The organism is Agrobacterium sp. ICMP 6402 (genome assembly GCF_009498615.1).
In the GTDB taxonomy this organism is placed as follows: Bacteria; Pseudomonadota; Alphaproteobacteria; order Rhizobiales; family Rhizobiaceae; genus Agrobacterium; species Agrobacterium burrii.
The window spans coordinates 175,873-199,955 of record NZ_QSNV01000001.1; the positions used below are offsets into that span (position 1 = coordinate 175,873).

19 protein-coding genes are annotated in these 24,083 nt (G+C 58.7%); 6 read left to right on the forward strand and 13 right to left on the reverse strand.

The features are described from left to right. Nucleotides 1-24 precede the first annotated feature (24 nt). From DXT96_RS00865 to purD, 3 genes are all read right to left on the reverse strand, one after another. Complete coding sequence (locus DXT96_RS00865) at nt 25-1,848, reverse strand: methyl-accepting chemotaxis protein (protein WP_153513215.1); 1,824 nt, start codon at nt 1,846-1,848, stop codon at nt 25-27. 327 nt (nt 1,849-2,175) lie between these two features. Further along, nucleotides 2,176-2,685, reverse strand: coding sequence for a plant virulence effector HPE1-like domain-containing protein (locus DXT96_RS00870; protein WP_153513216.1), 510 nt, complete (start codon nt 2,683-2,685; stop codon nt 2,176-2,178). Between the two features lie 156 nt (nt 2,686-2,841). After that, nucleotides 2,842-4,113, reverse strand: a complete 1,272-nt coding sequence (gene purD, locus DXT96_RS00875; RefSeq protein ID WP_153513217.1) for a phosphoribosylamine--glycine ligase — start codon at nt 4,111-4,113, stop codon at nt 2,842-2,844. 201 nt (nt 4,114-4,314) lie between these two features. Here purD and DXT96_RS00880 point away from each other — a divergent pair, with 201 nt between their 5' ends. The 4 genes from DXT96_RS00880 to ubiA all read left to right on the forward strand — a co-directional run bounded on the left by DXT96_RS00880 (nt 4,315) and on the right by ubiA (nt 10,173). Then, complete coding sequence (locus tag DXT96_RS00880; protein ID WP_153513218.1) at nt 4,315-6,639, forward strand: Tex family protein; 2,325 nt, start codon at nt 4,315-4,317, stop codon at nt 6,637-6,639. A 169-nt stretch (nt 6,640-6,808) separates the two neighbouring features. Next, nucleotides 6,809-8,065 (forward strand): cyclopropane-fatty-acyl-phospholipid synthase family protein, encoded by a 1,257-nt coding sequence (locus DXT96_RS00885; RefSeq protein ID WP_153513219.1) that lies wholly within the window; start codon nt 6,809-6,811, stop codon nt 8,063-8,065. Nucleotides 8,066-8,300: 235 nt separating this feature from the next. Next, complete coding sequence (locus tag DXT96_RS00890; protein WP_153513220.1) at nt 8,301-9,101, forward strand: MipA/OmpV family protein; 801 nt, start codon at nt 8,301-8,303, stop codon at nt 9,099-9,101. A 118-nt stretch (nt 9,102-9,219) separates the two neighbouring features. Next, nucleotides 9,220-10,173, forward strand: a complete 954-nt coding sequence (ubiA, locus tag DXT96_RS00895) for a 4-hydroxybenzoate octaprenyltransferase (RefSeq protein ID WP_153513221.1) — start codon at nt 9,220-9,222, stop codon at nt 10,171-10,173. Nucleotides 10,174-10,251: 78 nt separating this feature from the next. On the opposite strand, the gene DXT96_RS00900 is transcribed toward ubiA, so the two are convergent. Next, nucleotides 10,252-10,818: a DUF6101 family protein gene (locus DXT96_RS00900; RefSeq protein WP_046800659.1), complete on the reverse strand. Its 567-nt coding sequence runs from the start codon at nt 10,816-10,818 to the stop codon at nt 10,252-10,254. A 367-nt stretch (nt 10,819-11,185) separates the two neighbouring features. Between DXT96_RS00900 and DXT96_RS00905 the strand changes: the two genes are divergently transcribed. Further along, nucleotides 11,186-13,624: a DUF1217 domain-containing protein gene (locus DXT96_RS00905; RefSeq protein ID WP_153513222.1), complete on the forward strand. Its 2,439-nt coding sequence runs from the start codon at nt 11,186-11,188 to the stop codon at nt 13,622-13,624. 68 nt (nt 13,625-13,692) lie between these two features. Here DXT96_RS00905 and DXT96_RS00910 read toward each other — a convergent pair whose 3' ends face one another. Continuing rightward, a complete protein-coding gene (locus DXT96_RS00910) occupies nt 13,693-14,643 on the reverse strand; it encodes a LysR substrate-binding domain-containing protein (RefSeq protein WP_149898634.1) in 951 nt (316 codons plus the stop codon). A 203-nt stretch (nt 14,644-14,846) separates the two neighbouring features. Here DXT96_RS00910 and DXT96_RS00915 point away from each other — a divergent pair, with 203 nt between their 5' ends. After that, nucleotides 14,847-15,140 carry a DUF1127 domain-containing protein gene (locus tag DXT96_RS00915; protein ID WP_149898635.1) on the forward strand — a complete coding sequence of 98 codons (294 nt, stop codon included), beginning with the start codon at nt 14,847-14,849 and terminating at the stop codon, nt 15,138-15,140. 190 nt (nt 15,141-15,330) lie between these two features. On the opposite strand, the gene DXT96_RS00920 is transcribed toward DXT96_RS00915, so the two are convergent. The 8 genes from DXT96_RS00920 to DXT96_RS00955 form a co-directional block, all read right to left on the reverse strand. After that, entirely contained in the window at nt 15,331-16,704 is a 1,374-nt protein-coding gene (locus DXT96_RS00920; RefSeq protein ID WP_153513223.1) for a glutamate--cysteine ligase, read from the reverse strand. Nucleotides 16,705-16,822: 118 nt separating this feature from the next. Beyond that, nucleotides 16,823-17,560, reverse strand: coding sequence for a 16S rRNA (uracil(1498)-N(3))-methyltransferase (locus DXT96_RS00925; RefSeq protein ID WP_194287516.1), 738 nt, complete (start codon nt 17,558-17,560; stop codon nt 16,823-16,825). Between the two features lie 17 nt (nt 17,561-17,577). Beyond that, the gene (locus DXT96_RS00930) at nt 17,578-19,083 is read right to left on the reverse strand and encodes an inorganic phosphate transporter (RefSeq protein ID WP_149898638.1); all 1,506 of its coding nucleotides are present in this window, start codon (nt 19,081-19,083) and stop codon (nt 17,578-17,580) included. Nucleotides 19,084-19,246: 163 nt separating this feature from the next. Next, nucleotides 19,247-19,687, reverse strand: a complete 441-nt coding sequence (locus DXT96_RS00935; RefSeq protein WP_188355960.1) for an NUDIX hydrolase — start codon at nt 19,685-19,687, stop codon at nt 19,247-19,249. A gap of 261 nt (nt 19,688-19,948) precedes the next feature. After that, nucleotides 19,949-20,719, reverse strand: a complete 771-nt coding sequence (locus tag DXT96_RS00940) for an HAD-IIB family hydrolase (protein WP_153513225.1) — start codon at nt 20,717-20,719, stop codon at nt 19,949-19,951. Next, on the reverse strand, nt 20,716-22,062 hold the full coding sequence (locus DXT96_RS00945) for a glycosyltransferase family 1 protein (RefSeq protein WP_188355961.1): 1,347 nt from the start codon (nt 22,060-22,062) through the stop codon (nt 20,716-20,718). The genes DXT96_RS00940 and DXT96_RS00945 overlap by 4 nt, the downstream gene beginning before the upstream one ends. 103 nt (nt 22,063-22,165) lie before the next feature. Further along, on the reverse strand, nt 22,166-22,939 hold the full coding sequence (locus tag DXT96_RS00950; protein ID WP_153513226.1) for a FadR/GntR family transcriptional regulator: 774 nt from the start codon (nt 22,937-22,939) through the stop codon (nt 22,166-22,168). A gap of 156 nt (nt 22,940-23,095) precedes the next feature. Beyond that, nucleotides 23,096-23,995 carry a LysR family transcriptional regulator gene (locus DXT96_RS00955; RefSeq protein ID WP_371418760.1) on the reverse strand — a complete coding sequence of 300 codons (900 nt, stop codon included), beginning with the start codon at nt 23,993-23,995 and terminating at the stop codon, nt 23,096-23,098. Between the last annotated feature and the right edge of the window lie 88 nt (nt 23,996-24,083).

Sequence of the window (24,083 nt, forward strand, 5' to 3'; positions counted from 1 at the left end):
TTTGATCGATAGCCTCAAAGCGTATCACCCCGCCATACGCATCTGCTCTGCCATGCCGTGAAGCTGGTGTCCGGAAGAGACGCGGAAGCCGCGGATGAGGTTCAGCAGCTCTTCGGTGTCCACGGCCAGCGCCTCTGCCGAAGCCGTGGTTTCTTCCGCCATGGCGGCATTATGCTGGGTGGCGACGTCGAGCTGGTTCAGCGACGAAGAGATCGAGCGCAACGTGGTGTCCTGTTCGGCGGCCGAATGGGCGATCTTGCTGACGATCTCGTTCGCCGATTTGATCTGGTCCGAGATGCGTTTCAGCGCTTCTCCGGTCTCGCCGACAAGGCGCACGCCGTTTTCCACCTGGGCGGAAGATCGGGAGATCTGGTCCTTGATCTCCTTGGCAGCGGCGGCGGATTTCTGCGCCAGCTCGCGCACTTCCTGCGCCACCACGGCAAAGCCCTTGCCGGCCTCACCGGCACGCGCTGCCTCCACACCGGCATTCAGCGCCAGAAGGTTGGTCTGGAAGGCGATGTCGTCGATCACGCCGATGATGTTGGAAATCTGGTCGGAAGACTGTTCGATGCCGCTCATCGCTGATATCGCCTCTTCCACCACCCGGTCGCTGCGCATGGCCTCCGAGCTGACGGTGGTGACGCGCTTGGCGGCGTCGGCTGCGCCTTCCGCCGTCTGGCGCACCGCAACGGTCAATTCGTCCAGTGCGGCCGAGGTTTCCTCAAGGTTCGCGGCCTGCCGTTCGGTGCGCTGCGAAAGCTCGTTGGAGGCCTTGCGGATTTCCTCCTTGGAGCCGCCAATATCGATGCTCTTGGAATTCACCTTGGCCATGGCCGCATCAAGATGCGTCAGGGCCTCGTTGAAATTGTCGCGCAGCGCCGCATAGCGATTGCCGAGATCGCCGCAGCGCACGGTCAGATCGCCGCCGGCCAGCTTTTCCAGTGCCTCGCCGATGGTGGTGACGACGCGGGCCTGCAATGCGGCTTCGTCGCGCTGCATGTAGAGATTGTTCTGGCGTTCCGTGTCGAGCTGGTCCTGCTGTTCTTCCTGCCGGCGCTGCATGGCGTGGCGCTCGCGCACCTTGTCCTGCAGCGAGGCGGTGGCTTTCGCCATCATGCCCACCTCGTTGGTAAGGCCGGTATGGGGAATGGCAAGCGAGACGTTCTCATTGGCCACTTCGCCAAGCGCGCGGTGAATATCGCCGAGCGGTCTGGAAATGCCGCGAATGACGTAGAAAGCGGCGGCGAGCGCCAGCACGAAGATGGCGGCACCGATGGACAGCGCCTTCATCACCTCGCCGCGAACCTGCGCATTCAGATCATCGATGTAAACGCCGGTCACGACCACCACCTGCCAGGGCTCGAAGGCAAGTGCGTAAGAGCTTTTGGCGTAATCATTGCCTTCCATGCCGGGCTTTGGACCGTAGAAATCCGTCTGGCCGCCGCCGTTGCGGCCAAGCCGAACCAGCTCGTCACGATAAGCGAAGCCTTTGCTGTCTGGCTTGCCCCTGTAGTTTTCGCCGACCCGCTTGGCATCGGGATGGAACTTCATCGTCACGTCATAGTCGTAACCGAACAGATAGCCATCAGGGGTGAACCTGATGGCGCTGACGGTGGCGTAAGCCTGTTTCATGGCTTCTTCCCGCGACAGCGTTCCGGCCGTTTCCTTGTCATGGAAGGATTGCAGAATGGAAATGGCCGATTGCACCTGCGTCCGCAACATGCCGTAGCGTTCCTCATAGATCGCATCGGTGGCGGATTTCAGCTGGTAGAAGGTCGCTACGGAGAAGGCGGCCATAAGGGCCACCACGAGCACGATCAGTTGACGGGAGATGGAGAGGTTCTTCATGGGCGCTCACAAGCGTTTTGCATCGCGGCCTGAAAAGGTCGCGCGCTGCCGAAGTTTCGGAAATGGGAATAGCGCCTGATGCGCGGTGAAGGGCCTGAAAAGCGAGCGTCCGCCTCAGGCCTCATATTGTGCTGCATTGCACCATGAAGTCACTTAGCGGCCAAAAATTTGAATAAATATTTAATTAGCAAAAGCTTTATCAGCTTGGCTGACAGAATAACGGCCGGAAAATATATTATTCCCCGAATGGTTGCTGAGAGCTACGATAAATACAGCAATGACGCGATTATTTGACGTTTGTCAGGAAAGCGCGCCGAGTACTGCCCGTCAGTTGCCACGCAATTTGAAATCCGGGAATACGGGTGCGGTGACCGCCGAGGCGCTGATCGAAGCTGCGGCATTGTCGGCAGAGATTTCCTTGACGCCGGCGGTCGTCGTCGTCACGTCGATGCCGGCAGGTGTCGAAACCGTTTCTTCCGGGTGCGCCACGGGTTCGGCATCGTCATAGGTTGCGATTGCGGTGCTGGAGGTTTCCGGCATCCATGCGGGATTGGTGCTGACGAAGGTAACCGGCGCACCGCCGAGCCATGCTTCGGTGCGGATAAGTGTGCGTTTTCCGTCGATTTCGCGCATTTCCGAATGCTGCGTTCCCGGCTCGATGGACGGAATGGCATAACCCTGCGCTGGCGTTTTGTCTTTCACGGGTTCGCAGCCCGTGCAGTCACGGCGAATGAAGCTGCCGTTGCTGGCATGGACGCCATTGATATATTCGATGGAAGACGCCATGGCCGACCCGCTGGTCAGCGCGATAATGGCTGTCAAAAGAAGACGACGCATCGAAAAACCCCCGAAATAACCGCAAAACCCGTGGCACAGGCACGGCGCGTCATTCAATATTCGGGCAAATATTACCGGTCTTTCGTTTCCATCGGGTCAGCAAACTTGGTAAAAATTGAACGAAATATTCGTTCTCAACGCTGTCTGCTTTAAGTATCAGGCCTTTTCGCGGGCCACGGCCTGCCAGCCGATATCACGGCGGCAGAAGCCGTTTTCCCATTCCACTTTGTCCGTCAGTGCATAGGCGCGTGCCTGCGCCTCCGTCACGTCTTTTCCAAAAGCGGTGACGTTCAGCACACGTCCGCCGGTCGCGACAAGCTGGCCATCCTTCAGCGCGGTTCCGGCATGGAACACCTTTGCCTCTTCGCTGGCATCGGGAATATGGGCGATCGGCGTGTTCTTGTCGTAAGCGCCGGGATAACCCCTGGAAGCCAGAACGACGGTCAGCGCCGCATCGTCACGCCATTCCGCCTGCACCTTGTCCAGAGTACCGGTGGCGGTGGCGTAAAGGATCGGCAGAAGGTCGCTCTTGAGGCGCATCATCAGCACCTGGCACTCGGGATCGCCGAAGCGCACATTATATTCGATCAGTTCCGGACCTTTGGCGGTGATCATCAGGCCGGCGAAGAACACGCCCGAGAAGGGATTGCCGTCCTTGGCCATGCCTGAAATCGTCGGCTCGATGATCTCCTTCATGGTGCGCTCCACCATGGCTGGTGTCATGACGGGGGCGGGGGAATAGGCGCCCATTCCGCCGGTATTCGGGCCGGTGTCGCCATCGCCCACACGCTTGTGATCCTGCGCGGTGGCGAGCGCCAGCGCCGTCTTGCCGTCCGAAAGGCAGAAGAAGCTCGCTTCCTCGCCATCGAGAAAGGCTTCCACAACCACCTCGGCACCGGCAGCACCAAACGCGCCGTCGAAACACTCATCGATGGCGGCAAGGGCTTCGTCTTCCGTCATCGCCACGGTCACACCCTTGCCGGCGGCAAGCCCGTCCGCCTTGATGACGATGGGCGCGCCCTGTTCACGGACATAGTCTTTCGCCGGTTCGGCGGCCTTGAAACGCTGGTAAGCGCCGGTCGGAATATCGTAACGGGCGCAGAGATCCTTGGTGAAACCCTTGGAGCCCTCAAGCTGGGCGGCTGCCTTCGAAGGTCCGAAGGTCGCGATGCCGGCGGCGCGCAGATCGTCCGCCAGACCCGCCACCAGCGGCGCTTCCGGGCCTACGATCACAAAATCGATCGATTTTTCTTTCGCAAAAGCGATGACGGCGGCGTGGTCTTCCACGTCAAGCGCCACGAGCGTCGCGTGGTCGGCAATGCCGGGATTGCCGGGTGCGGCGTAAAATTCTTCAAGCAGGGGAGACTTTGCGATTTTCCACGCCAGCGCATGTTCGCGTCCGCCGGAACCGATCAACAGAACTTTCATGGTCAACACCCCTGCAAATTCGCCAGTAACCTTGTGTCAGCGGCGTTAAGGGCAGGGGGGCGAAAGGTCAAGGAGAAAGCACCGCAAAGGCCTGTCTTTCCCTTGATCGCCGCCTTTCCTGTGGAATCGTTCCTGCCTCTTGTTGTCACGCCACAATCAGACATTATGTTCGCCGCTCCAGACGTCACATCAGAGAACCTCATGACCGCAGATAATGCCCGCCTCGCCACGCTCATCGCTTCTGAAATCAACGCCCGTCCCGATCAGGTAAAGGCGGCGGTGGGCTTGCTGGACGAGGGCGCGACCGTTCCCTTCATCGCCCGTTACCGCAAGGAGGTGACCGGCGGCCTCGATGACACCCAGCTTCGAACGCTGGCGGAACGCCTTGTCTATCTGCGGGAACTCAATGCGCGCCGCGCCTCCATCGTCGAGACCATCAACGGTCAGGGCAAGATGACGGATGCGCTGATGGTCAAGATCATGCAGGCTGGCACCAAGGCGGAGCTGGAAGACCTTTATCTGCCCTATAAGCCCAAGCGCCGCACCCGCGCGGAAATCGCCCGCGAACGTGGTCTCGGCCCACTGGCGGAAGCCATCTGGGAAAACCGCGCTAGCGATCCGGCGAAACTTGCAGAGGCCTATATCAAGGACGAAGTGGCCGATGTGAAAGCGGCGCTCGAAGGCGCGCGCGACATCGTAGCGGAAACCATGACGGAAAACGCTGATCTCCTCGGGCGTCTGCGCGACTACATGCGCCAGAACGCCATTTTCCGCGCCAAGGTGGTGGATGGCAAGCAGGCGACGGGCGAAAAATTCTTCGACTATTTCGATCATTTCGAACGCTGGGCGACGGTGCCGGGCCACCGGGCGCTGGCCATGCTGCGCGGCTGGAACGAAGAAATTCTGACGCTGACGATCGATGTCGATGCTGACGACCCGTCGCCGGTGAAGCCGGCCCAGCGCACCGTCGCGGCCGCCTTCGATATCCGCAATGCCGGCCCCGCCGATCAGTGGCTGATGGAAGTGGCGGGCTGGACCTGGCGGGTGAAGCTCTCCATGTCGCTGTCGCTCGATCTCATGCGCGAAGTGCGCGAACGGTCGGAAGAAGAGGCGATCAACGTTTTCGCCCGCAACCTCAAGGATTTGCTGCTGGCTGCACCTGCCGGTTCGCGCGCCACCATGGGCCTCGATCCCGGCATCCGCACTGGCGTCAAGGTGGCCGTGGTGGACGGCACCGGCAAGCTGCTCGACACATCGACCGTTTATCCCTTCCAGCCCAGGAACGACGTGCGCGGCGCGCAGGCGGAACTCGCCCTGCTCATCCGCAAGCACAATGTCGAACTGATCGCCATCGGCAACGGCACCGGCAGCCGCGAAACGGAAAAGCTGGTCGCCGATCTTCTGGCGCAGATGCCGGCCTCGGCGTCGGGAACAAAGCCAACCAAGGTCATCGTTTCGGAGGCGGGCGCTTCTGTCTATTCCGCGTCGGAACGGGCGGCGGCGGAATTCCCCAATCTCGATGTTTCCATCCGCGGAGCCGTCTCCATTGCGCGGCGCCTTCAGGATCCGCTGGCGGAACTGGTGAAGATCGAACCAAAATCCATCGGTGTTGGTCAATACCAGCACGATGTCGATCAGGGCCGGCTCAGCCGCTCGCTCGATGCTGTCGTGGAAGATGCGGTGAACGCCGTCGGCGTCGATCTCAATACGGCCTCGTCGCCGCTTCTGGCGCGGGTCTCCGGCCTCGGAACTTCGATTGCCGACGCTATCGTTGCCCATCGCGACCAGACCGGCCCCTTCGCCAGCCGCAGGGAGTTGCTGAAAGTGCCGCGCCTTGGTCAGCGCACGTTTGAGCAATGCGCCGGCTTTCTGCGCATCCCGAACGGCAAGGAGCCGCTGGATGCGTCTTCGGTGCACCCGGAAGCCTATGGCGTGGCGAAAAAGATCGTCGCTGCCTGTGGCCGCGATCTGCGCACGTTGATGGGTGATAGCGCCACGCTGAAGGGGCTCGATCCGAAGCGCTTCATCGATGAACAATTCGGTCTGCCGACCGTCAAGGACATCATCGCCGAGCTGGAAAAGCCCGGCCGCGACCCGCGCCCGAGCTTCAAGACGGCGACTTTTGCCGATGGCGTGGAAGAAATCACCGACCTGAAGCCGGGCATGTTGCTGGAAGGCACCGTCACCAATGTCGCCGCCTTCGGCGCATTCGTGGATATCGGCGTGCATCAGGACGGGCTGGTGCATGTCTCGCAACTGGCCGACCGTTTCGTGAAGGATCCGCATGAGGTCGTCAAGGCGGGCGATGTCGTCAAGGTGCGAGTCGTCGAAGTGGATGTGAAGCGCAAGCGCATCGGTCTCACCATGCGCAAGGATGGCGGAGAGGCGGCACCGCAGCCGATGCGCGAAAAGGGCAATGCGAGTGCCATGCGCCACGCGACATCCAAGCCGCAAGAACGCAACGAGGGGTCGCAATCCGGTGGTGCCCTTGCTGCAGCGCTGGCCGAGGCAATGAAGCGACGCTGACCTAAGGTTGAAATGATTTTTTACCGAAAAGCCCTGTCGGATACCCCGGCGGGGCTTTTTATTTGATGAAATCGTTCAATTTTTTTGAAATAAGACTATCTTGAAACTTGTGCCGAAAGGAATACGGTCAACGGAATTGATAAGTGAGACTTAGCAATTTGGGGGTGCCATGGCGTCGTCTCTGCATGTTCTTCTCGAAAAGATAATCAAGATCGGTGATCTTGCCGTCCATAGCCCGCAGGGCAGCCGCACATTTGGCGACGGCACCGGAAAACGGGTTGTTCTGAATTTCACCGACGAAGCCGCCATGCAGGAGATCGCCGCGGATCCTGCATTGAAGTTAGCCGAAATATATATGGAAGGCCGTATGACCATCGCCGAGGGCGATATTTACGACTTTCTGGCGCTGGTCAAAGGCAATACGCTGAGCGAGGCGCTGTCCTTTGGCATGGTCTGGCGAGGTATGGCGCGCATCATCGCCGCCCGTATCAGGATGCGCCTGCCGGTCAATCACAACAAGAGCAACGTCGCCCACCACTATGATCTGAGCGCGAAGCTGTTCGACCTCTTCCTTGATGAGGACTGGCAATATTCCTGCGCCTATTTCAATCCGCCCGGCATCAGCCTTTCTGAGGCGCAGGTGGCCAAGAAACGCCACATCGCCGCCAAGCTGATGACGGAGCCGGGCCAGAGCGTGCTGGAAATCGGCTCCGGCTGGGGCGGCATGGCGATGTATATTGCCGAAAGTGTGGGTGCCGATGTCACCGGCATCACGCTTAGCGAAGAGCAGTTGCGCGTTTCCCGCGACCGGGCGGCAAAACGTGGGCTTTCAGGCAATGTCCGCTTTGAATTGCAGGATTACCGTTACCTGCCGGCCTCGAAGAAATTCGACCGTATCGTCTCCGTCGGCATGTTTGAACATGTCGGACCGACGCACTACCGCGATTATTTCGACAAGGTGGCGGAGGTGCTCGACGACAAGGGCGTGATGGTGCTGCACTCCATCGGTCAGCCCTCTCCTGCACTGGCGACAAACCCCTTCATCGAAAAATATATTTTCCCCGGCGGTTATATCCCTTCGCTTGCCGAGGTGCTGCCGGCGATCCAGAAGTCGGGGCTACTGGTGAAAGACATCGAAATCCTGCCGATGCACTATGCCCACACGCTCAGGCATTGGCGTGAACGCTTCGTGGCGCGCAAGGCGGAGGCGGTGGCGCTTTACGACGAGCGTTTCTTCCGCATGTGGGAGTTTTATCTGGCGGGGTCGGAAATGGCCTTCACCCATGAAAATTTCCATATTTTTCAGATCCAGCTCGCCAAGGATCGCGATGCCGTTCCGCATAATCGCGACTATATCGCTGGCAACGAGGCGAAGCTGCTGGAGTTTGAAAAGACCCGTCCACCGCTGGAGAAGGTGACGTTCTGAAGAAGCTGAGCGGCGAGCGTTTCTGCACACGCGACGTCATCCTCGGGCTTGTCCCGAGGATCTATCCGCCTCGCGGAAATCGGGCGGTAGCAGATGCTCGGGACAAGCCCGAGCATGACGAAGAATGGGTTTCGGACCTTGTCACTTCCCTCGCACGCGCTGGTTAATGGAATGGAAAGACAATCCCTCTAATTCTACGGGCACCTGTCTGTATTGCGTTTCTGGGGTTCTTTTCATGTTCAAGCCATCAGCGGCAGTCGCCGCCTGTGTCATGTCGCTTTTTGCCGTGGGCAACGCCCATGCCGAAGGCTGGTTTTCCGGCGACTGGTATCTGAAGCTCGGCGGTGCGGGTTTCACTGCGCCGAAATATCAGGGCGACAACAAGAACGAATTCGGCTTCTCGCCGATCATTTCGCTTGGCCGTCAAGGGCAGGGCGCGCGTTTCACCTCGCGCAACGACAGTGCTTCGATCTCGCTTCTGGACAACGGCCCGATCAGCATGGGTCTCGCCGGCAAACTGGTTTCTCCGCGTGACGAAGGCGACTCTTCCGATCTGAAAGGCATGACCCGCATCAAGCGCGGTGGCGAGCTTGGTGGTTTCGCCGAGGCCTATCCGACCGACTGGCTGCGTGTTCGCGGCGAAGTCCGTCAGGGTATCCGCAGCCATAGCGGCGTTGTCGGTGACGTCGCCGTCGATGCGTTTACCGATATTGCGCCCGGCATCCAGATTTCCGCCGGCCCGCGCGCCACCTGGGTCAGCAGCAAATATAACGAGCGCTATTACGGCGTGAGCGCGGCACAGACGGCAGCCGGCGCGCCTTCGCCCTATAGCCCGGGCGGTGGCCTGCATTCCGCCGGCGTCGGTGCCGCCATCACCTGGAAGGTTACCGAAAACGCCGAAGTCGGCTCGTTTGCGGAATATCGCCGTCTCACCGGCGACGCCGCCGACAGCTCGCTGGTGCGCGAGCGTGGTTCGAAAAACCAGTTCATCATCGGCGTTCAGGCAAGCTACAAATTCAATTTCTCGCTCCCCTGAGGCGACGCGAACAAGGTGATACAAAGCCCCGACGCGAAAACGCTGCGGGGCTTTTTTGTGGGCGCGGCCAATGCTGAAATCCGTTCCGATTCGCCCGCCAATGCTGTAGAACCATCCCATGGTTCACCACAGCGATTTATCAGACCGCGTTTCCGACGCGCCATCCAACAACTGGGTCTATCGGATTTTGCCGAGGTCCCTCTGGCCCTATGCGCAGCTCGCAAGGTGGGATCGCCCCATCGGCTGGCAATTGCTGATGTGGCCCTGTTTCTGGTCCGCCGCCCTTGCTGCCAATGCTGCGACGGTGAGCGGCGGCTTTTCCTGGGGCACGCTGATCTGGCACCTGGTGCTGTTCTTCATCGGATCGGTGGCGATGCGCGGTGCCGGCTGCACCTATAATGATCTGGCCGACCACAAGATCGACATGGCCGTAGCGCGCACCCGTTCCCGGCCGCTGCCATCCGGCCGCGTGACGAGGCTACAAGCCAAGTTATTCATCGTGTTGCAGGCGCTTGCCGGATTTGTGGTGCTTTTGCAGTTCAACGGCTTCGCAATCGCGACAGGCGTCTTCTCGTTGATCTTCGTGGCGATCTATCCTTTTGCCAAGCGCTTCACCAACTGGCCGCAATTTTTCCTCGGCCTTGCCTTTTCGTGGGGTGCGCTGATGGGCTGGGCCGGGCAGTTCGGATCGATCGCCTGGCCGGCTGTCCTGCTTTATGTCGGCTCGATCGCCTGGACGATTGGTTATGATACAATCTATGCCCATCAGGACAAGGAAGACGACACGGCAGTCGGCATCGGTTCGACCGCCCTGCTGTTTGGAGAAAACACACATCGCTGGCTGGTTTTTCTTTATGGCACAGCCCTTGCCATGATCGCCCTGTCCTTCTGGGGCGCGGGTGTTAACGTCATTGCCTATAGCGGCCTTGCCGCCGCAGCCATTATGCTGTTCCGTCAGGTCTGGGTGCTGGATATCGACGACGTCGAGCAATGCCTCGTATTGTTCAAATCCAACAACCGTGTCGGCGTGATGATTTTTGCCGGCCTCATCCTGCCGCTTCTGCTGGCCTGAAGCCGGAAACATAAGATGCAAAAAAGCCCGGCCGCTTCGTTGCGCGCCGGGCTTTTGATTTGTTTTTGCTGACGATTATCAGCTGCGGGCGATGATTTCCTTGCCCTCGATCTTCATGCTCATGCCGAGCGAACCGGTGGAGCGGCGAACGAGGAAGCGCGGGCGGCGATCCGCGAAATAGGAATGGCGGCGGCGCGGACGGGTATTCTGGGTGCGCACCTTGCCGAGATGTTCTTCCAGCGGGCGGGCAACGCCATCGGCTTCCACCATCAGCATGGGAATGCGGTAGGCTTCGGACCAGCTGCGCCAGTCGGCGGCGATATCGCAGAGATCATGGGCGACCAGCAGCGGAACGCAGAGATCCGGGTCATCATGGTGAAGTTCCAGCGTCACGGTTACCTGACCGTCACCATGGTCGATGGCGCGGGCTGCAACACCCTTGAAGGCGCGGGCTGGCAGGGCGAAAGACAAAGGCAGGCCGGAAGAGGAAAGAACCTTTCTCAGAACGGCGCCCCGTTCATCGAGCGTCACGGCGACGTCGGTCGCGCCGTTGCCTTTTCCATAGGTGACCTGTTGCGGAAAACGTGCCGGGTCGAGTCTGAGTGTGGCAACGGCCCAGTCGGGCTTCAGAACGGTCTTGGTCATGTTTAATCTACCCTTGTTTTACCTGAGAGCCGGTTTCCGGTCTTCTCATCGGGACTTTTCGTCCTCTGATGTCAGGAGATTATCCGCCGCATGTTCGAGACTGCTTAAAAATCGCGGTTAAGAAAACTTTGCATTCCCAAATGGTTAGCAAAACCAACTGTGGCATGGTTTCGTTTGGGTAAAGCGGATTGAGACAATGCGGTTTTTATCGTCCCTGGAAATGTGCTCTTTCAAGCTCCGGGCAAGGAGCGTCATGCATAGTCCTGCCAAGGCTTGCCGTGCGTCCGGATGGGGCGTGTTGGGTGGATTTAAAAACCGGAACCTCGATGTCCCCGAAGGGATACGCGATGTTTCAGAGGGCATTCAGATGGTATCGACGTATCTCAGCTACGACCTCATCAACCGCGATATGAAGACAAGCATTTCGCGCGTGGCGCAGCAGGGCCTCACCGAGCGGCAGACGAAATATTACAAGGAAAACATCGGCAATGTGAAAAGCGTCGATGATTTCCTCAATAACTATCAGCTCTATTCCTACGCCATGGATGCCTTCGGTCTCGGCGAAATGACCTATGCCAAGGCCTTCATGAAGAAGGTGCTGGAAAGCGATCTGAACGACCAGAACAGCTTCGCCAACAAGCTGACCGATGAGCGCTACCGCGAATTCGCCGCAGCCTTCAACTTCACGGCGTCTACGAAGACCGTCCAGACGGAGGCCCAGCTCGACAAGATGATCGGGCTTTACGGTACGTCGATATCCGATCTTGATAACAGTCTTTCGGAAGAAACGCGTTATTACAAGGCTATCATCGGCTCGGTCACCAATGTGGATCAGTTACTGCAGAATGACAGGACCCGCGCTTATATTTTTCAGGTCTTCAGCATCGATGAGAAGACCTATACCTACGCGCATATCAAGGGTTTGATGACCAGCGACATCGCCGATCCCGACAGCTACCTCAACCAGAAATTTGGCGCCGCCTATAATGACGCGGTCGAAAAACTGGCGATGAAGGGCAATATCGAACTTCACGGCCAGGTCACGGCCCGCATTACCGCCATCGACACCTCGCTTGCGGGGACGGACCTGACGGCTGAGCAGCGTACTGCGCTCGAAGCGGAAAAGGTGACGAGGCAGGATCAGCTGACGCAGCTTGAAGCCGTGTTGCCGCCGAAGAGCGAGTGGCAAGCAAAGCTCGCCGCCATCACGGCGGAGCAGACGACGCTGTCGAATGCCGTCACGCAATATAACAAGATGGCGCAACTCGCTGCCGCCTTCGAGTTCAAGAATGACGGCACCGTGGCCGCCGGCGGAGCGCAGAAGGCCGACAATGTCAAAGTGATGACGGATGCCTATATCGCCAGTGCACCGCGCGTAACGCCGACGGTCGCCACCCTGAACAGGGATTATTTCGAATCGAAGATCGGCTCGATCAAGACCGTGGCCGAACTGACCTCGGATGCGCGCCTTCTCAACTATATCAAGGTCGCCTTCGATCTGAACGACGTGACGATCGTGACGGCGACGATCGAGAATATTCTGACCAGCGATCTGAGTGACCCGACTAACTACATCGCGACCTTCGGCAAGAACGACAAGCGCTACATCGCCATGAGAAATGCGTTCAATTTCCAGACGGACGGAACGCTTGCCGCCGGCACGACACCGCAGACGACGTTGCAGACCGCGACCACCACCAACGGCTACATGACCCATTATAACGACAAGGATGACGCCGCCGACGAGAATGCGCTCAAGCTATTCAAGAGCGACATCAGAAGCGTCACATCCGTCAAGGATTTTCTCGATAGCAGCGCGGTCTATAACTATGCGCTGAAGGCGGTCGGTCTCGATCCGGCCAAGGTGAATGCCAGCGATATCCGCAAGGTACTCACCAGCGACCTGCAGGACAAAAAGAGCTTCGTTTATACGCTGAAGGACGAGCGCTACGTCAAGCTGGCCGAGCTTTTCAATTTCAAGTCCGACGGGAGTCTGGGGTCTCCGGTGCTGGCCCAGTCGGAAATCGAAATGCAGACCATGTCGGCCGATTATATCAAGAAGAAGTCGGCTTTCGGCACGGAGAAGGACAAGGAAGCGGCCAAGAAAGAATCGGAATATTTCACCGCCGAGATGCAGAAGATCAAGACGCTCAAGGAATTCCTGGCCAATGATCGCCTGACGAAATTTGCGATGGAATCGCTTGGCATCGATCCGAAAAGCGTGACGAAAGAACAGTTGGGAAAGATATTCTCTTCCAAGCTGGATGATGGCGAAAGCTACGTCAACAAGGAGATGGACCCGGTCTTCCGCCGCCTCGTCACCGCCTTCAACTTCGATACGGACGGCAATATCCTTCACGAAGATCGCAGTTTGATCCAGACGCGGCGTGGTCTTTACGAGACACTGGACAATTACCTGACCCAGACGCTGGAAACCCAGGCAGGTGAAGAGAATGCCGGCGTGCGCCTGGCGCTCTATTTCAAGCGCATGGCGGCAGGAACGACGTCCTATTATTCCATCCTCGCCGATACCGCGATCCAGAACTTCATCAACACCACCTTCGGCATTCCCTCCGAACTCGGCAACGCTCCGGTGGATACGCAGGTAGCGATGATGAAGAAATATTTCGACATTGAGGATTTTCAGGACCCGGAAAAGGTCAAGAAACTCGTCGCCCGTTTCACCATCATGTACGACAATGCGCAGAACACCACAGATCCGATCATGATGCTGTTTAATGGCAGCGGCTCGGCGGGTATCAGCGGCGAAACGCTGCTGGCGGTTGCGTCGTTGCGCGCGCAGTAAACAGCAGCGCGCAAACGCGCAATGAAAAGGCCGGGATTTGCCCCGGCCTTCGTATTTGTACTATTCGCTTACCATCCCGGCAGCATATGCCCGGCACGCAGGCGCGGCATCTTCGGGTAGGTCTTCACATCATTATCCAGCTCGTCGGCGACGTTCATCGGCGAGATATTGTCGAGGCAGGCGGTGATGTGGTCGGTAATGGCGTTTACCAGCGAGGGCGATAGGCCCGGACGTTTCATCAGGCCTATCTGCACCGGCGGCAGCGGTGGGAAACCGTCGGCGGCGGTCAGCACCTTCATGCCGGTACGCAGCGCCGATTCCGGCAGCACCGAGACGGCCATGCCGGCCAGCACGGCGGCGGCGACCACGGTGGAGGACCAGCTGGTGAACAGAACCTGATAATCTCGCCCGTCGGCATCGAGCGCCGAGCAGGCAAGCTGCCGCCAGTGGCAATCGCGCCGGCCGACGGCAAGCGGCACCGGCGCGTCGTCCTTCAGCGGATGGTTGGCGGAAGCGACCCAGCAGAGCGGTTCGGTGCGCACCACATCCGAGGAGCGGGCGCGGGGATTGTGGGTGACGAGCGCGATATCCAGCTCCCCGCGCGCCATTTTTTCAGCAAGGCTGACCGAAGGTTCGCAGACGATATAAAGCTCGACATTTGGATGGGTCTTGGCGAAACGGCCGATGATTTCAGGCATGTACCGGTCGGCATAGTCATCCGGCGTGCCGATGCGCAACGTGCCCTCAAGCCGGTTGTCGTCAAAAGCGGCGATTGCCTCGTTGTTGAGACGGATGATACGGCGGGCGTAATTCATCAGCTTTTCGCCCTCCGCCGTCAGGCGGTTACCGCGCCCGTCCTTGGCGAACAGCTGTTTGCCGATCCGCTCCTCCAGCCTCCGCATCTGCATGGAGACGGCAGATTGTGTCTTGAAAACGCGGTCGGCGGCCTTGGTGAAGCTGCCCGTATCGATAATGGCGATAAAGGTGTGCAGCTGGTCGATGTCGAGGGGTGCGGACATGGAAACTCATCCATCAGAATGATTGATGTCTCATATTAGAAACATTCGTTGGACTGATCAATAGTCTTGCGACATTTTGACTTCAAGCAAATCAATCTCAACCACGGGCCGGCGAAATGTCAGGTCCCCAACCCAAGGCAGCTTCTCGCGCGTGGTGCGTCGGGGGCGGTGCCGCATCGTGCCGTTACGGAAGGATAAGTGTCATGCGCACGGCAGAACGGAGAATGGAACTGGAACTTGCAACCACAAGGCAGAGCGACACCCTGCGTCGCATCGTCTTCGGTGGCGTTTGGGCCGTGAAAACGTTTTTGCAGCGCATCTACAACCGTATCGCCGCCAATGGGCTGACCGAGCTTGACGACCGCCTTCTTGCCGATATCGGGCTGGCGCATTCGGATGTGCGGAACGCGCTTAATACCGGCCTGTTCGAAGATCCGACCGCTCATCTGACCCGCGCCGCACGCGAGCGGGCAGTGACACGGTTCAAGACGCTGTAGATCACGTTCGGACAATTGCGGCAGACCTCCAGCGGCCGGAATTGCTCCGAACAGACAAGGTTTTCCCCGCAGGGTGATTTGCCAATAACCCTGCCTTTGCCCGGTGCCAGGCCCTCGCGGCCACACCGGGTTTTTTTGTGGCTCTGATTAAAGTTTCCGCAGGCAAAAGCGCTGGGCGGTTCTGCCTGCTCTAATACTGATATTCCTCGAACACTGGCAGCACCGAGCCGCCCCAGCGTCCATTATAGAGCGCCAGCAGGTCTTCGGCGAGCGTGGTCTTCTTGGCCAGCACCTCGTCCAGCGATGACAGGAACACGGTCTCGTCCTGTCCTTCGCCATTCAGCCTGTTGCGGTTTTTGAGGCCGGTGCGGGAAATATCGACAACCTCGCGGGCGATACCGAGAAGCGGCTTGCCGGCAATCTCGGCGCCCAGACCCTTGACCGGCACGGCATCGCGAAGCGCGATGACCTCGTCGAAGCTCCAGCCAGCGGTCAGTGCATCGGCAGCGTCAAGCGCTTCCTGATTATAAAGAAGGCCAACCCAGAAAGCCGGCAGGGCGCAGATGCGCCTCCATGGGCCGCCATCCGCGCCGCGCATTTCCAGAAAACGCTTCAGGCGCACATCCGGGAAGAGGGTGGAGAGATGGTTTGTCCAGTCACCCATGGTCGGCTGCCAATCGGCGATTTCGCCTTTCAGCGCTCCATTCATGAACTGACGGAAGGTGACATGGGTGCAATCGTGATATTTGCTGTCGCGTACGATGAAATACATCGGCACATCAAGCGCCCATTCGACATAGTCCTTGAAGCCGAAATCGTCGTTGAAGGTGAAGGGCAGCACGCCGGAACGCTGATTGTCGGTGTCGCGCCAGATATCGCCGCGCCAGGAGAGAAGGCCGTTCGGCTTGCCTTCGGTGAAGGGCGACGAGGCAAACAGTGCTGTCGCCAGCGATTGCAGCTTCATGGAAACGCGCATCTTCTGGCGCATATCCGCTTCGGAGGAGAAGTCGAGGTTCACCTGGATCGTGCAGGTGCGGTACATCATGTCAAGACCCTTGGTCCCGACCTTCGGCATATAACGCGTCATGATCGCATAGCGTGATTTGGGCATATGCGGTGTTTCGTCATAGCTCCACAGCGGGCTGCCGCCGATGCCGAGGAAACGGATGCCCATCGGCTCGGCCACTTCGCGCAGCGTCGCCAGATGCTGGTTGGATTCCTTGCAGGTCTGGTGCAGGTTTTCGAGCGGCGCGCCTGACAGTTCGAACTGGCCGCCCGGCTCGATGGAGATGGCCCCCATACCGTGCTCCTCGCCAAGCCCGATGATGTTCTCACCGTCCATGATCGGTTCCCAGCCGAGCTTTTCCTGCATGCCCTTAAGAAGCGCTGAAATGCTGGCCTCGCCGAAATAGGGAACCGGGCTGTTATCCTCGCGGAAGAAGGCAAATTTCTCGTGCTCGGTGCCGATGCGGAAATCGGCTTCAGCTTTGTTCCCGCCCGCCAGATAATCGGTAAGCTCCGTAACGGAGGAGAGGGGGGTCTGGTCGGTCGTGTCGCGTGCCATGGCTTACCTTGTTATGACGTCTCTGTTGCGGCGAGGCATATGATTGGCAGATAGAGCCGGATCGTATCTGGTGGCAAATGAATTTCTTTTAAAGATGCATGAAGCGTAATATTCGCCTTCAATTCCAGTCGCCGACGGTTGCCTGAATGACCGCCAATGCTGCGACCGCGGCCGTGTCGGCCCGAAGGATGCGCGGCCCGAGCGGAATGGGGGTGACGAAGTCAAGACTGCGCAGAAGCTCCCGTTCCTCCTCGGAAAACCCGCCTTCCGGGCCAACCAGCAGGGCGATTTTGCGTTCCTTGACGGATTGCAGAACGGGCAGCGGATTTTGTCCGGTATCGCCTTCGTCGCAATAGATGATGCGCCGGTCATGTGGCCAGCTCTCCAGCATGTCTTTCAGTTTCACCGGCTCCGCGACATCGGGCAGGGACAGTATGCCGCATTGCTCGGCGGCCTCGATGGCATTGGCGCGCAGCTTTTCGGTATTGTGGATCTTGCCCTGAACATGCTGCGTCATCACCGGCTGCAAAAGACCAGCACCCATCTCAACCGCCTTCTGCACCAGATAATCCATGCGCCCGACTTTCAGCGGCGCGAAGAGATAATGCAGATCCGGCGCGTCCGGCTGTGGCCGCGTCTGTTCCAGAGGGACAAGGACGATCTTCTTGCGGCTCGGAAAGGACAGTTTTGCCTTCCACTCGCCGTCACGGCCGTTGAACAGCAGGATTTCCGCGCCATCGGTCATGCGCAGCACATTGGCGAGATAGTTGAATTGTTCGCCTGTCGCCTCCAACGCCACGCCATCGGCAAGGGCGGCTTCGATAAACAGGCGTTGCATCCGGAAATTTGCGCGCATGGGATTTGGTTTCAGGTTCACATAAAGAGGAAAGACATCAGCCAGTAAAGCAGCGCCGCAAGCGTAGCGCTTGCGGGAACGGTGACCAGCCAGGCGGCGATAATCGTCATGAAGTGGGAACGCCGGACAAGATAGCGCCGGCGCACCTCGGACGGGTTTTCAGCATATCTGTCGGCTCTGCGGATTTGGCCGGAACCAACCTGGACCAGTTCCTGCCGCCGTCGCGACGCCTGCGTGTACCATTCGCGGAAGAAACCGACGCCGAACACCGCGCCGATTGCGGTGTGGGTGGTGCTGACCGGCAGGCCGAAGCGTGATGCGACAAGAACGGTGAGTGCCGTCGCCACGGAAACACAGAAGGCGCGCATCGGATTGAGCTTGGTGATCTGCTCACCGACAAGGCGGATGAGACGCGGGCCATAAAGCAGAATACCGCAGGAAAGGCCGAAAGCGCCGACCAGCATCACCCATAACGGTGCGCGTGCCGAGGTTCCAACCGTCTCGTCATGCAAGGCCCGCACGATGGCCACCACCGGGCCGATGGCGTTGGACACGTCATTCGCCCCGTGCGCGAAGGACATCAGCCCGGCGGCCAGCACGAGCGGCCACTGGAACAGGATCCGAAGCGACTGGTTGCGGTTCTCCAGCCCTTGCGATTGTTTGCGGATGATCGGTACGCAGAGACGCCAGGCGACGAGACCGGTCACGAGCCCGATGAGGCTGGCATGGCCAAGCGACACATGCATGAGCTGCCGCAACCCGACCCAGATGAGATAAGCGGTGAAAACCCCCGCCATCAGGCCGATAAGCACCGGCACCCACAGCCGCGCGGATTCTATCTTGTCCTCGCGGTAGATGATGCATTCCTTGATGAAGGCAAGCATGAGGATGGCGATGGCGGCGCTGATGAAGGGTGCCAACACCCATGCAAACGCAATGCTGCCGAGCGACAGCCAGTCGACGGCACCGATGCCATAGGCCGCCATGCCGGCACCTGCAACGCCGCCGACCACCGTATGGGTGGTGGAAATCGGCGCTTTGGTCCAGGTTGAAAGATTGACGAGAAGGCCGGCGGCGAGAAGTGCCGACAGCATCGCCCAGGAAAACACGGTCCTGTCGGGAATGGTCTCGATATTGATGATGCGGCTGGAAATGGTCTCGACGACATTACCGCCGGTGATCAGCGCGCCGGCGATCTCGCAGATGGCGGCAATGATGAGCGCTGCGGCCAGCGGCAGCGCCTTGGCGCCGACCGCCGGGCCGACATTGTTCGTCACATCGTTCGCGCCGATATTGATCGCCATATAGGCGCCGATGGCGACGGCCGCGATGATGATGACCGAGCCGTCTGTGCCGGTAACAAAGGCACCGGCGAATATGGCCGCCAGGACAACGAACATGAACCCCGCGCCAAGGCCGGCAAGCTGCTGCGTGACATGCAGCGTCGCCTCTTCGACACGGGTGATCTTGTCGAGATCCTTGTCGAGCGTCGGCTTCATGTTCGATGGCGGCTTTATTGCCAATTCAGACCTCGTTTGCCAGCATTCCCTCTCGTCCGGCAATGTCGCAGGTTGAAGGCAATTTTACAGAAAGACTGTTACATCTCGCACATCTTTCCAAAATGAAAGACGATAAAAGCCATGTTGGAAAAACAAACTGCACATTGCCACGCTTCGGGCGGCAGCGCTATTTCGAATGCGCCATCCGCTTGTCGAAAGCGAGCATCAGCGCCTTCAGCTCCGGCTCGTTGACCCGCCTGTTGGCTTCCTGGGGGGTGACCCATTCCAGCCGTCTGGAGTCTTTTTCGGGAAAGCTATCCTGCATTTCCGAGACTTCGAGCAGATGCACCTGAACCCTGCACGGCACGTTGATGCCGCTGTTCAGTTTTTTCTCATATTCATAAAAGCCGAAGGGAGCCTTCTCCACCGTGCCTTTGACACCGGCTTCCTCATAGGCTTCCTGTTCGGCCACCGCATGGGCTTTCTTGCCGCCCATCGGCCAGCCCTTGGGAATGACCCATCGTCCTGTATCCCTGCTGGTCAGCAACAGGACTTCCGGCTCCGGATGTTTTTTGGAGAATCGATAGCACAGCGCCGCATATTGCTGTCGCGGCGGTCTGCGCAACATCAAGCCAACATCTGTCGCCAATCGATTCAAAATCTTCAATCCGTATAAATCCTTGTTTGCCGGGTAGTGATAATTGCTAATATAGATACACTGTATGTTCCGCCAATCCCCCTTTATCCATAACCCACTATTGTCTTCACGCTGATGAAGATTAAAGGGCACAAATGGAGGCGAACGGAAGCTTGCCGGGGTCCCCGGTTCAACAGCCGATTGCGGAATTCCGTATCTGTCTGCTTTCAGGTCATTCGGAACGCAAACCGCTCAACGGTTACGGCCGGAATTGCGCTGGCCCGCATCCAGTCCCCAATGCCGGAGACCTTCCATCACACCATCCGCTTCAGTCGCGCCCGAGAGGTAAAACCGGCTATTGCCGTTTGCCAGGGAAACAAGTTCCGGCAACGCATTGCCAACGATCACGCCGCGAACGTCATTTAACTCGAACATCGCCCGATCATTGCCAGTATCGCCTGCGACGACCGATTCGTCGAGACCGATATGCAGTTGTCCACATAACCATGCCAGTGCGGCACCCTTGTCGGCGGCCTTCGGCAAGATGTCCAGGTCGCGACCGCTGGAGTAGACGATCCGGGCATCGATATCGGCCGTCAGCAGCGCGTTTTCAATATCGGCAAGCGCCCTTTCATCGGCATCATGCAGGAACCAGCTGGATTTGAGGCCGTGCTGATATTGCTCTTCCTGCATCGTCACATCGGATATGCGGCCCATGACATCGGCAATCCTCTTCGCGTCGAAGCCGGTGCCGAGGGAGTGCCTGTAGGCGCCTTCCAGCTCGCTGCGCTCCTTGGCATGCAGCATGGTTCCGACGCCGCCGATTATATAATCGGGCCGCGGCAGCGGCACCTCTTCCAACAGCGCAAGCTGGTCATCGACCAGCCTGCCGCTGTTAAAGACCAGAACCGGACGATGCTCGTCCGGCAAGGATTGCCAGAAATCGCGAAACCGGCGCGTGGCATCGTTGTTGCCAACGACGGTTCCGTCAAGATCGGTGGAAAAAAGGCGAAGCGGTCTCAATCGCCGTCATTCCACGGTTCGGCCCAGTCCGCCTCTTCGAGAACCGGCATCATGGTCCTGCCTTCAACAAGCGCCAGCAATTGCTGGGCAATGCCCGTCCAGGTGAACAGGCTGCGCGCCTTGTGTGCGCCCATGCGGGAAAGCCGCCCGTAAAGTCGCTCATGCTTGAACGGTTTCATCATGGTAATGCCGAGGTCTTCCTTGTCGAAAGGATCGGCAAACAATGCATGGCGGCCATAACTGACAGCCCGGAATAGCCCGCCATGGATGGTAACGACGGTCGGCGTGCCGCTCGCCATCGCTTCGATCGCCGTCATGCCGAAAGGTTCGTAACGGCTGGAAAGCACGAAGAGATCGGCAGCGCGGTATATATCCGGCAGGTCCTCATCTGCGACGTAACCGGAAAATGCCACCTTGTCTTCCAGTCCAAGCGCTTTTACGCGGTCCTTCAGCTGGTTGAGGATGGTGGTTTCCTGCTCGTCCATATTCTCGCCGCCGACGGCCAGATGCAGGCGGGCCTCCGGCTCGCGCTCGGCAAGGACGGAAAAGCCGTCGATCAAAAGGTCGTAACCCTTGTTGGTGGCCAGCCGCCCCAGCGCCAGCACCACCTTGCCTTCGAAACCGAAACGCTGGCGGATCATCTGCCGCGTCGCATCCGAAACCGGGAAGAAGCGGTTGTCGTCATAACCCGGCGGGATCATGTGGATGTGTTTGCGCTTTTGCCCGTAATCTTCGATCAGCACGTCAAGCTGCACCGGTGTCGTCGCGATCACCATGTCGCAGCTGCGATAGATGATCAGCTCGTGCTGGATACGCTCCCTGAAATTGAATTCCAGTTCGAACGTATCGGCCTTTTCCGGATAGTCGGTCTCCATCTGGCGTTTCTTCCAGATGCCGAGCGAATGCGGCGTATGCAGATGCGGAATTTTCAGCGCTTCGGAAAGCCGCTGCCCGGCCACGCCCGCATCCCAGTAGTGACTGTTGATGAAGGAGTAATTGAGGTCATTTTTCTTGATGAAACGCAGTGCGTTTTCGCACCATTCCATCAGGTGACGATGCAGATATTCCTTGGGAATGAAATCGCGCCCGCCACAGGGAATGCGCACCACGCGGACGCGCTCGTCAACCTCGTCGAATTCCGGCTGGTCTTCGAAGCGGCGGGTATAAAGATCGACAGTATAACCGAGCTGGCCGAGTTTGCGTGCAAGCTCAAGCACATAAACCACCTGTCCACCGGTGTCGGCAGCGCCCAGTGGTGGATGCGCGGCGACATAGCCATGCGTCGATATGAGAGCTATCCGCGGATAGCGTTCAGTTTCGCTCGTGGTTGTCATGGGTCCCATCTTGGTAAATTTTTCCAATTAACCCGATAAAAAGACCAAAGAGCACAAAAGGTTCCATAAAAACCTGAATAAAGTAGGTGCCGTATTTCGCCGGATAGCGTTTTCAGACGCTGCGCTGCTGCTGCCTCAAACGGGAAATCCGGTCCCATTCACGCGCCTGATGCGCCCTGGATGTCGTCTCCACGATGAAGTCGATATGGGCCTCCGCCGCTGCTCTTGCCGCTGCCGGACTACCCGCCGCAATGGCGTCATGGATGGCGATATGCTGTCTCAGCACCTCATCATGCGCGCCTGCGACGGTGAAGATGAGATGGCGATTATAAAAGATATCATCGCTCAAAAGCCGGTAACATGACCGCAACGTATGCATCAGCACGATGTTATGCGCCGCTTCGCCAATGGCATTGTGAAATTCCACGTCGCCGGAAAGCTCTTCGTCGAAACGGCCCGCCTCATGGGCCTCACGCATCCTGTCTATAATGGCGGCAAGGTTGCGCCTGTCCGGCTCCGTCGCCCGCTGCGCCGCAAGTTCGGCGGTCATGCCTTCGATATAGCGGCGATATTCGAGAAAATCCCGCGTCGCCCGGTTGTGGCGGGTGATCAGCGCGCTCAGGGGGTCGGAAAACACGGGGCCGACAATATCGGCGACATAGGTGCCGCCTCCATGTCTGCTCACGAGAAGGCCACGGGTTTCAAGCTCCTTGAGCGCTTCCCGAAGGATCGGCCGCGAGACGTCCAGCCGCTGCGCCAGTTCACGCTCGCCGGGCAGCCGGTCGCCATCCCGCAATATGCCGTCGAGGATCAGTTCCTCGAAACGCAAGATCACCTCCTGCGATGTGCGGCTGTGCTCAATGCGCGCAAAAAGCGTTTCGTCCATCGCAGAAGTCTCCGGCGAAATCCCGCCTTCATGTTTGATGTCGGGCAAATTATCAGCGAAGCATTGCACTGGTCAAATATTCTGTCCAGTTCCGCGCCAGCCGAACTCATCGGCATCTGCGGCAGCGCGGAACCTGTTCAAATCGGCTTCGGCGCTTCAATCCTGTTCCCAATAGGGTGCAGGCCCATAAAGCCCGGCCAGATAATCGATGAACAGCCGTACCTTCGCTGGCAGAAACTGCCGGCTTGGATAAACCGCCGAAAGCGTGACGTTGCGCGAACCCTCGTAACCCGGCAGAACCTGCACCAGTTTGCCGGCGCGCAATTCATGGCCGATATCCCAGGTGGAACGCAGTGCAATGCCAAGCCCAGAAATCACCGCCTCGCGGATCACCTCACTGGAATTGGTGACCAGCATGCCTTCCGGGCGGATGCTGAGCGCGCCGCCCGATCCTTCCAGCCGCCATACGTCGTTATTATGCGCCGGCAGGCAACGGTGCTTCTTCAGATCCTCGATTGTCGCCGGCATGCCGTGCGCGGCCACATAATCCGCCGATGCGCAGAGCACACGGCGAACCGGCGCCAGCCTGCGGGCCACGAGGCTCGACGAGTTGAGGTCGGCGATACGGATCGCCAGATCGTAACTGCCCTCAATGATATCGATGAATTCATCGCTGAGCACCAGATTGACCGAGAGGTCCGGATGCCGCTCCATGAAGGTCTTCAGATGCGGCGCGATATGCATGCGCCCGAAGGAGGTGGGGGCGGAAATCTTCAGCGTGCCGTTGACGGTGTTGGCCCGTCCGGACACGAAATCTTCGGCCTCTTCAAGCCCTTCCAGCACGGCAAGTACCCGCTCGTAAAATCCCTGTCCGGCCTCGGTCAGCGAAATTTGCCGCGTGGTGCGCTGGAAAAGCCGTGCGCCAAGCTTTTCTTCCAGCCGCTTGATGCGCTTGGAAATGACGGCCGGCGAATAGCCAAGCTCCTTGGCGGCCAGCGACATGCTGCCGGAGGCGACAACGCTTGCGAAGACTTCCAGATCACCCAGATTTGTCACAGCTGCCCTCGATTATTTCCAGAATAGAAAAAATCCATAACATTTGATTGCTTTGTTTCAAAGTGGTAAAGAAAGAATACCAGTTGGC

Excerpts from the sequence above, each read along its gene's own strand:
- DXT96_RS00865 (WP_153513215.1), bottom strand. The coding sequence starts at position 1,848 with ATGAAGAACCTCTCCATCTCCCGTCAACTGATCGTGCTCGTGGTGGCC.
- DXT96_RS00870 (WP_153513216.1), bottom strand. The coding sequence starts at position 2,685 with ATGCGTCGTCTTCTTTTGACAGCCATTATCGCGCTGACCAGCGGGTCG.
- purD (WP_153513217.1), bottom strand. The coding sequence starts at position 4,113 with ATGAAAGTTCTGTTGATCGGTTCCGGCGGACGCGAACATGCGCTGGCG.
- DXT96_RS00880 (WP_153513218.1), top strand. The coding sequence starts at position 4,315 with ATGACCGCAGATAATGCCCGCCTCGCCACGCTCATCGCTTCTGAAATC.
- DXT96_RS00885 (WP_153513219.1), top strand. The coding sequence starts at position 6,809 with ATGGCGTCGTCTCTGCATGTTCTTCTCGAAAAGATAATCAAGATCGGT.
- DXT96_RS00890 (WP_153513220.1), top strand. The coding sequence starts at position 8,301 with ATGTTCAAGCCATCAGCGGCAGTCGCCGCCTGTGTCATGTCGCTTTTT.
- ubiA (WP_153513221.1), top strand. The coding sequence starts at position 9,220 with ATGGTTCACCACAGCGATTTATCAGACCGCGTTTCCGACGCGCCATCC.
- DXT96_RS00900 (WP_046800659.1), bottom strand. The coding sequence starts at position 10,818 with ATGACCAAGACCGTTCTGAAGCCCGACTGGGCCGTTGCCACACTCAGA.
- DXT96_RS00905 (WP_153513222.1), top strand. The coding sequence starts at position 11,186 with ATGGTATCGACGTATCTCAGCTACGACCTCATCAACCGCGATATGAAG.
- DXT96_RS00910 (WP_149898634.1), bottom strand. The coding sequence starts at position 14,643 with ATGTCCGCACCCCTCGACATCGACCAGCTGCACACCTTTATCGCCATT.
- DXT96_RS00915 (WP_149898635.1), top strand. The coding sequence starts at position 14,847 with ATGCGCACGGCAGAACGGAGAATGGAACTGGAACTTGCAACCACAAGG.
- DXT96_RS00920 (WP_153513223.1), bottom strand. The coding sequence starts at position 16,704 with ATGGCACGCGACACGACCGACCAGACCCCCCTCTCCTCCGTTACGGAG.
- DXT96_RS00925 (WP_194287516.1), bottom strand. The coding sequence starts at position 17,560 with ATGCGCGCAAATTTCCGGATGCAACGCCTGTTTATCGAAGCCGCCCTT.
- DXT96_RS00935 (WP_188355960.1), bottom strand. The coding sequence starts at position 19,687 with ATGTTGCGCAGACCGCCGCGACAGCAATATGCGGCGCTGTGCTATCGA.
- DXT96_RS00945 (WP_188355961.1), bottom strand. The coding sequence starts at position 22,062 with ATGGGACCCATGACAACCACGAGCGAAACTGAACGCTATCCGCGGATA.
- DXT96_RS00950 (WP_153513226.1), bottom strand. The coding sequence starts at position 22,939 with ATGGACGAAACGCTTTTTGCGCGCATTGAGCACAGCCGCACATCGCAG.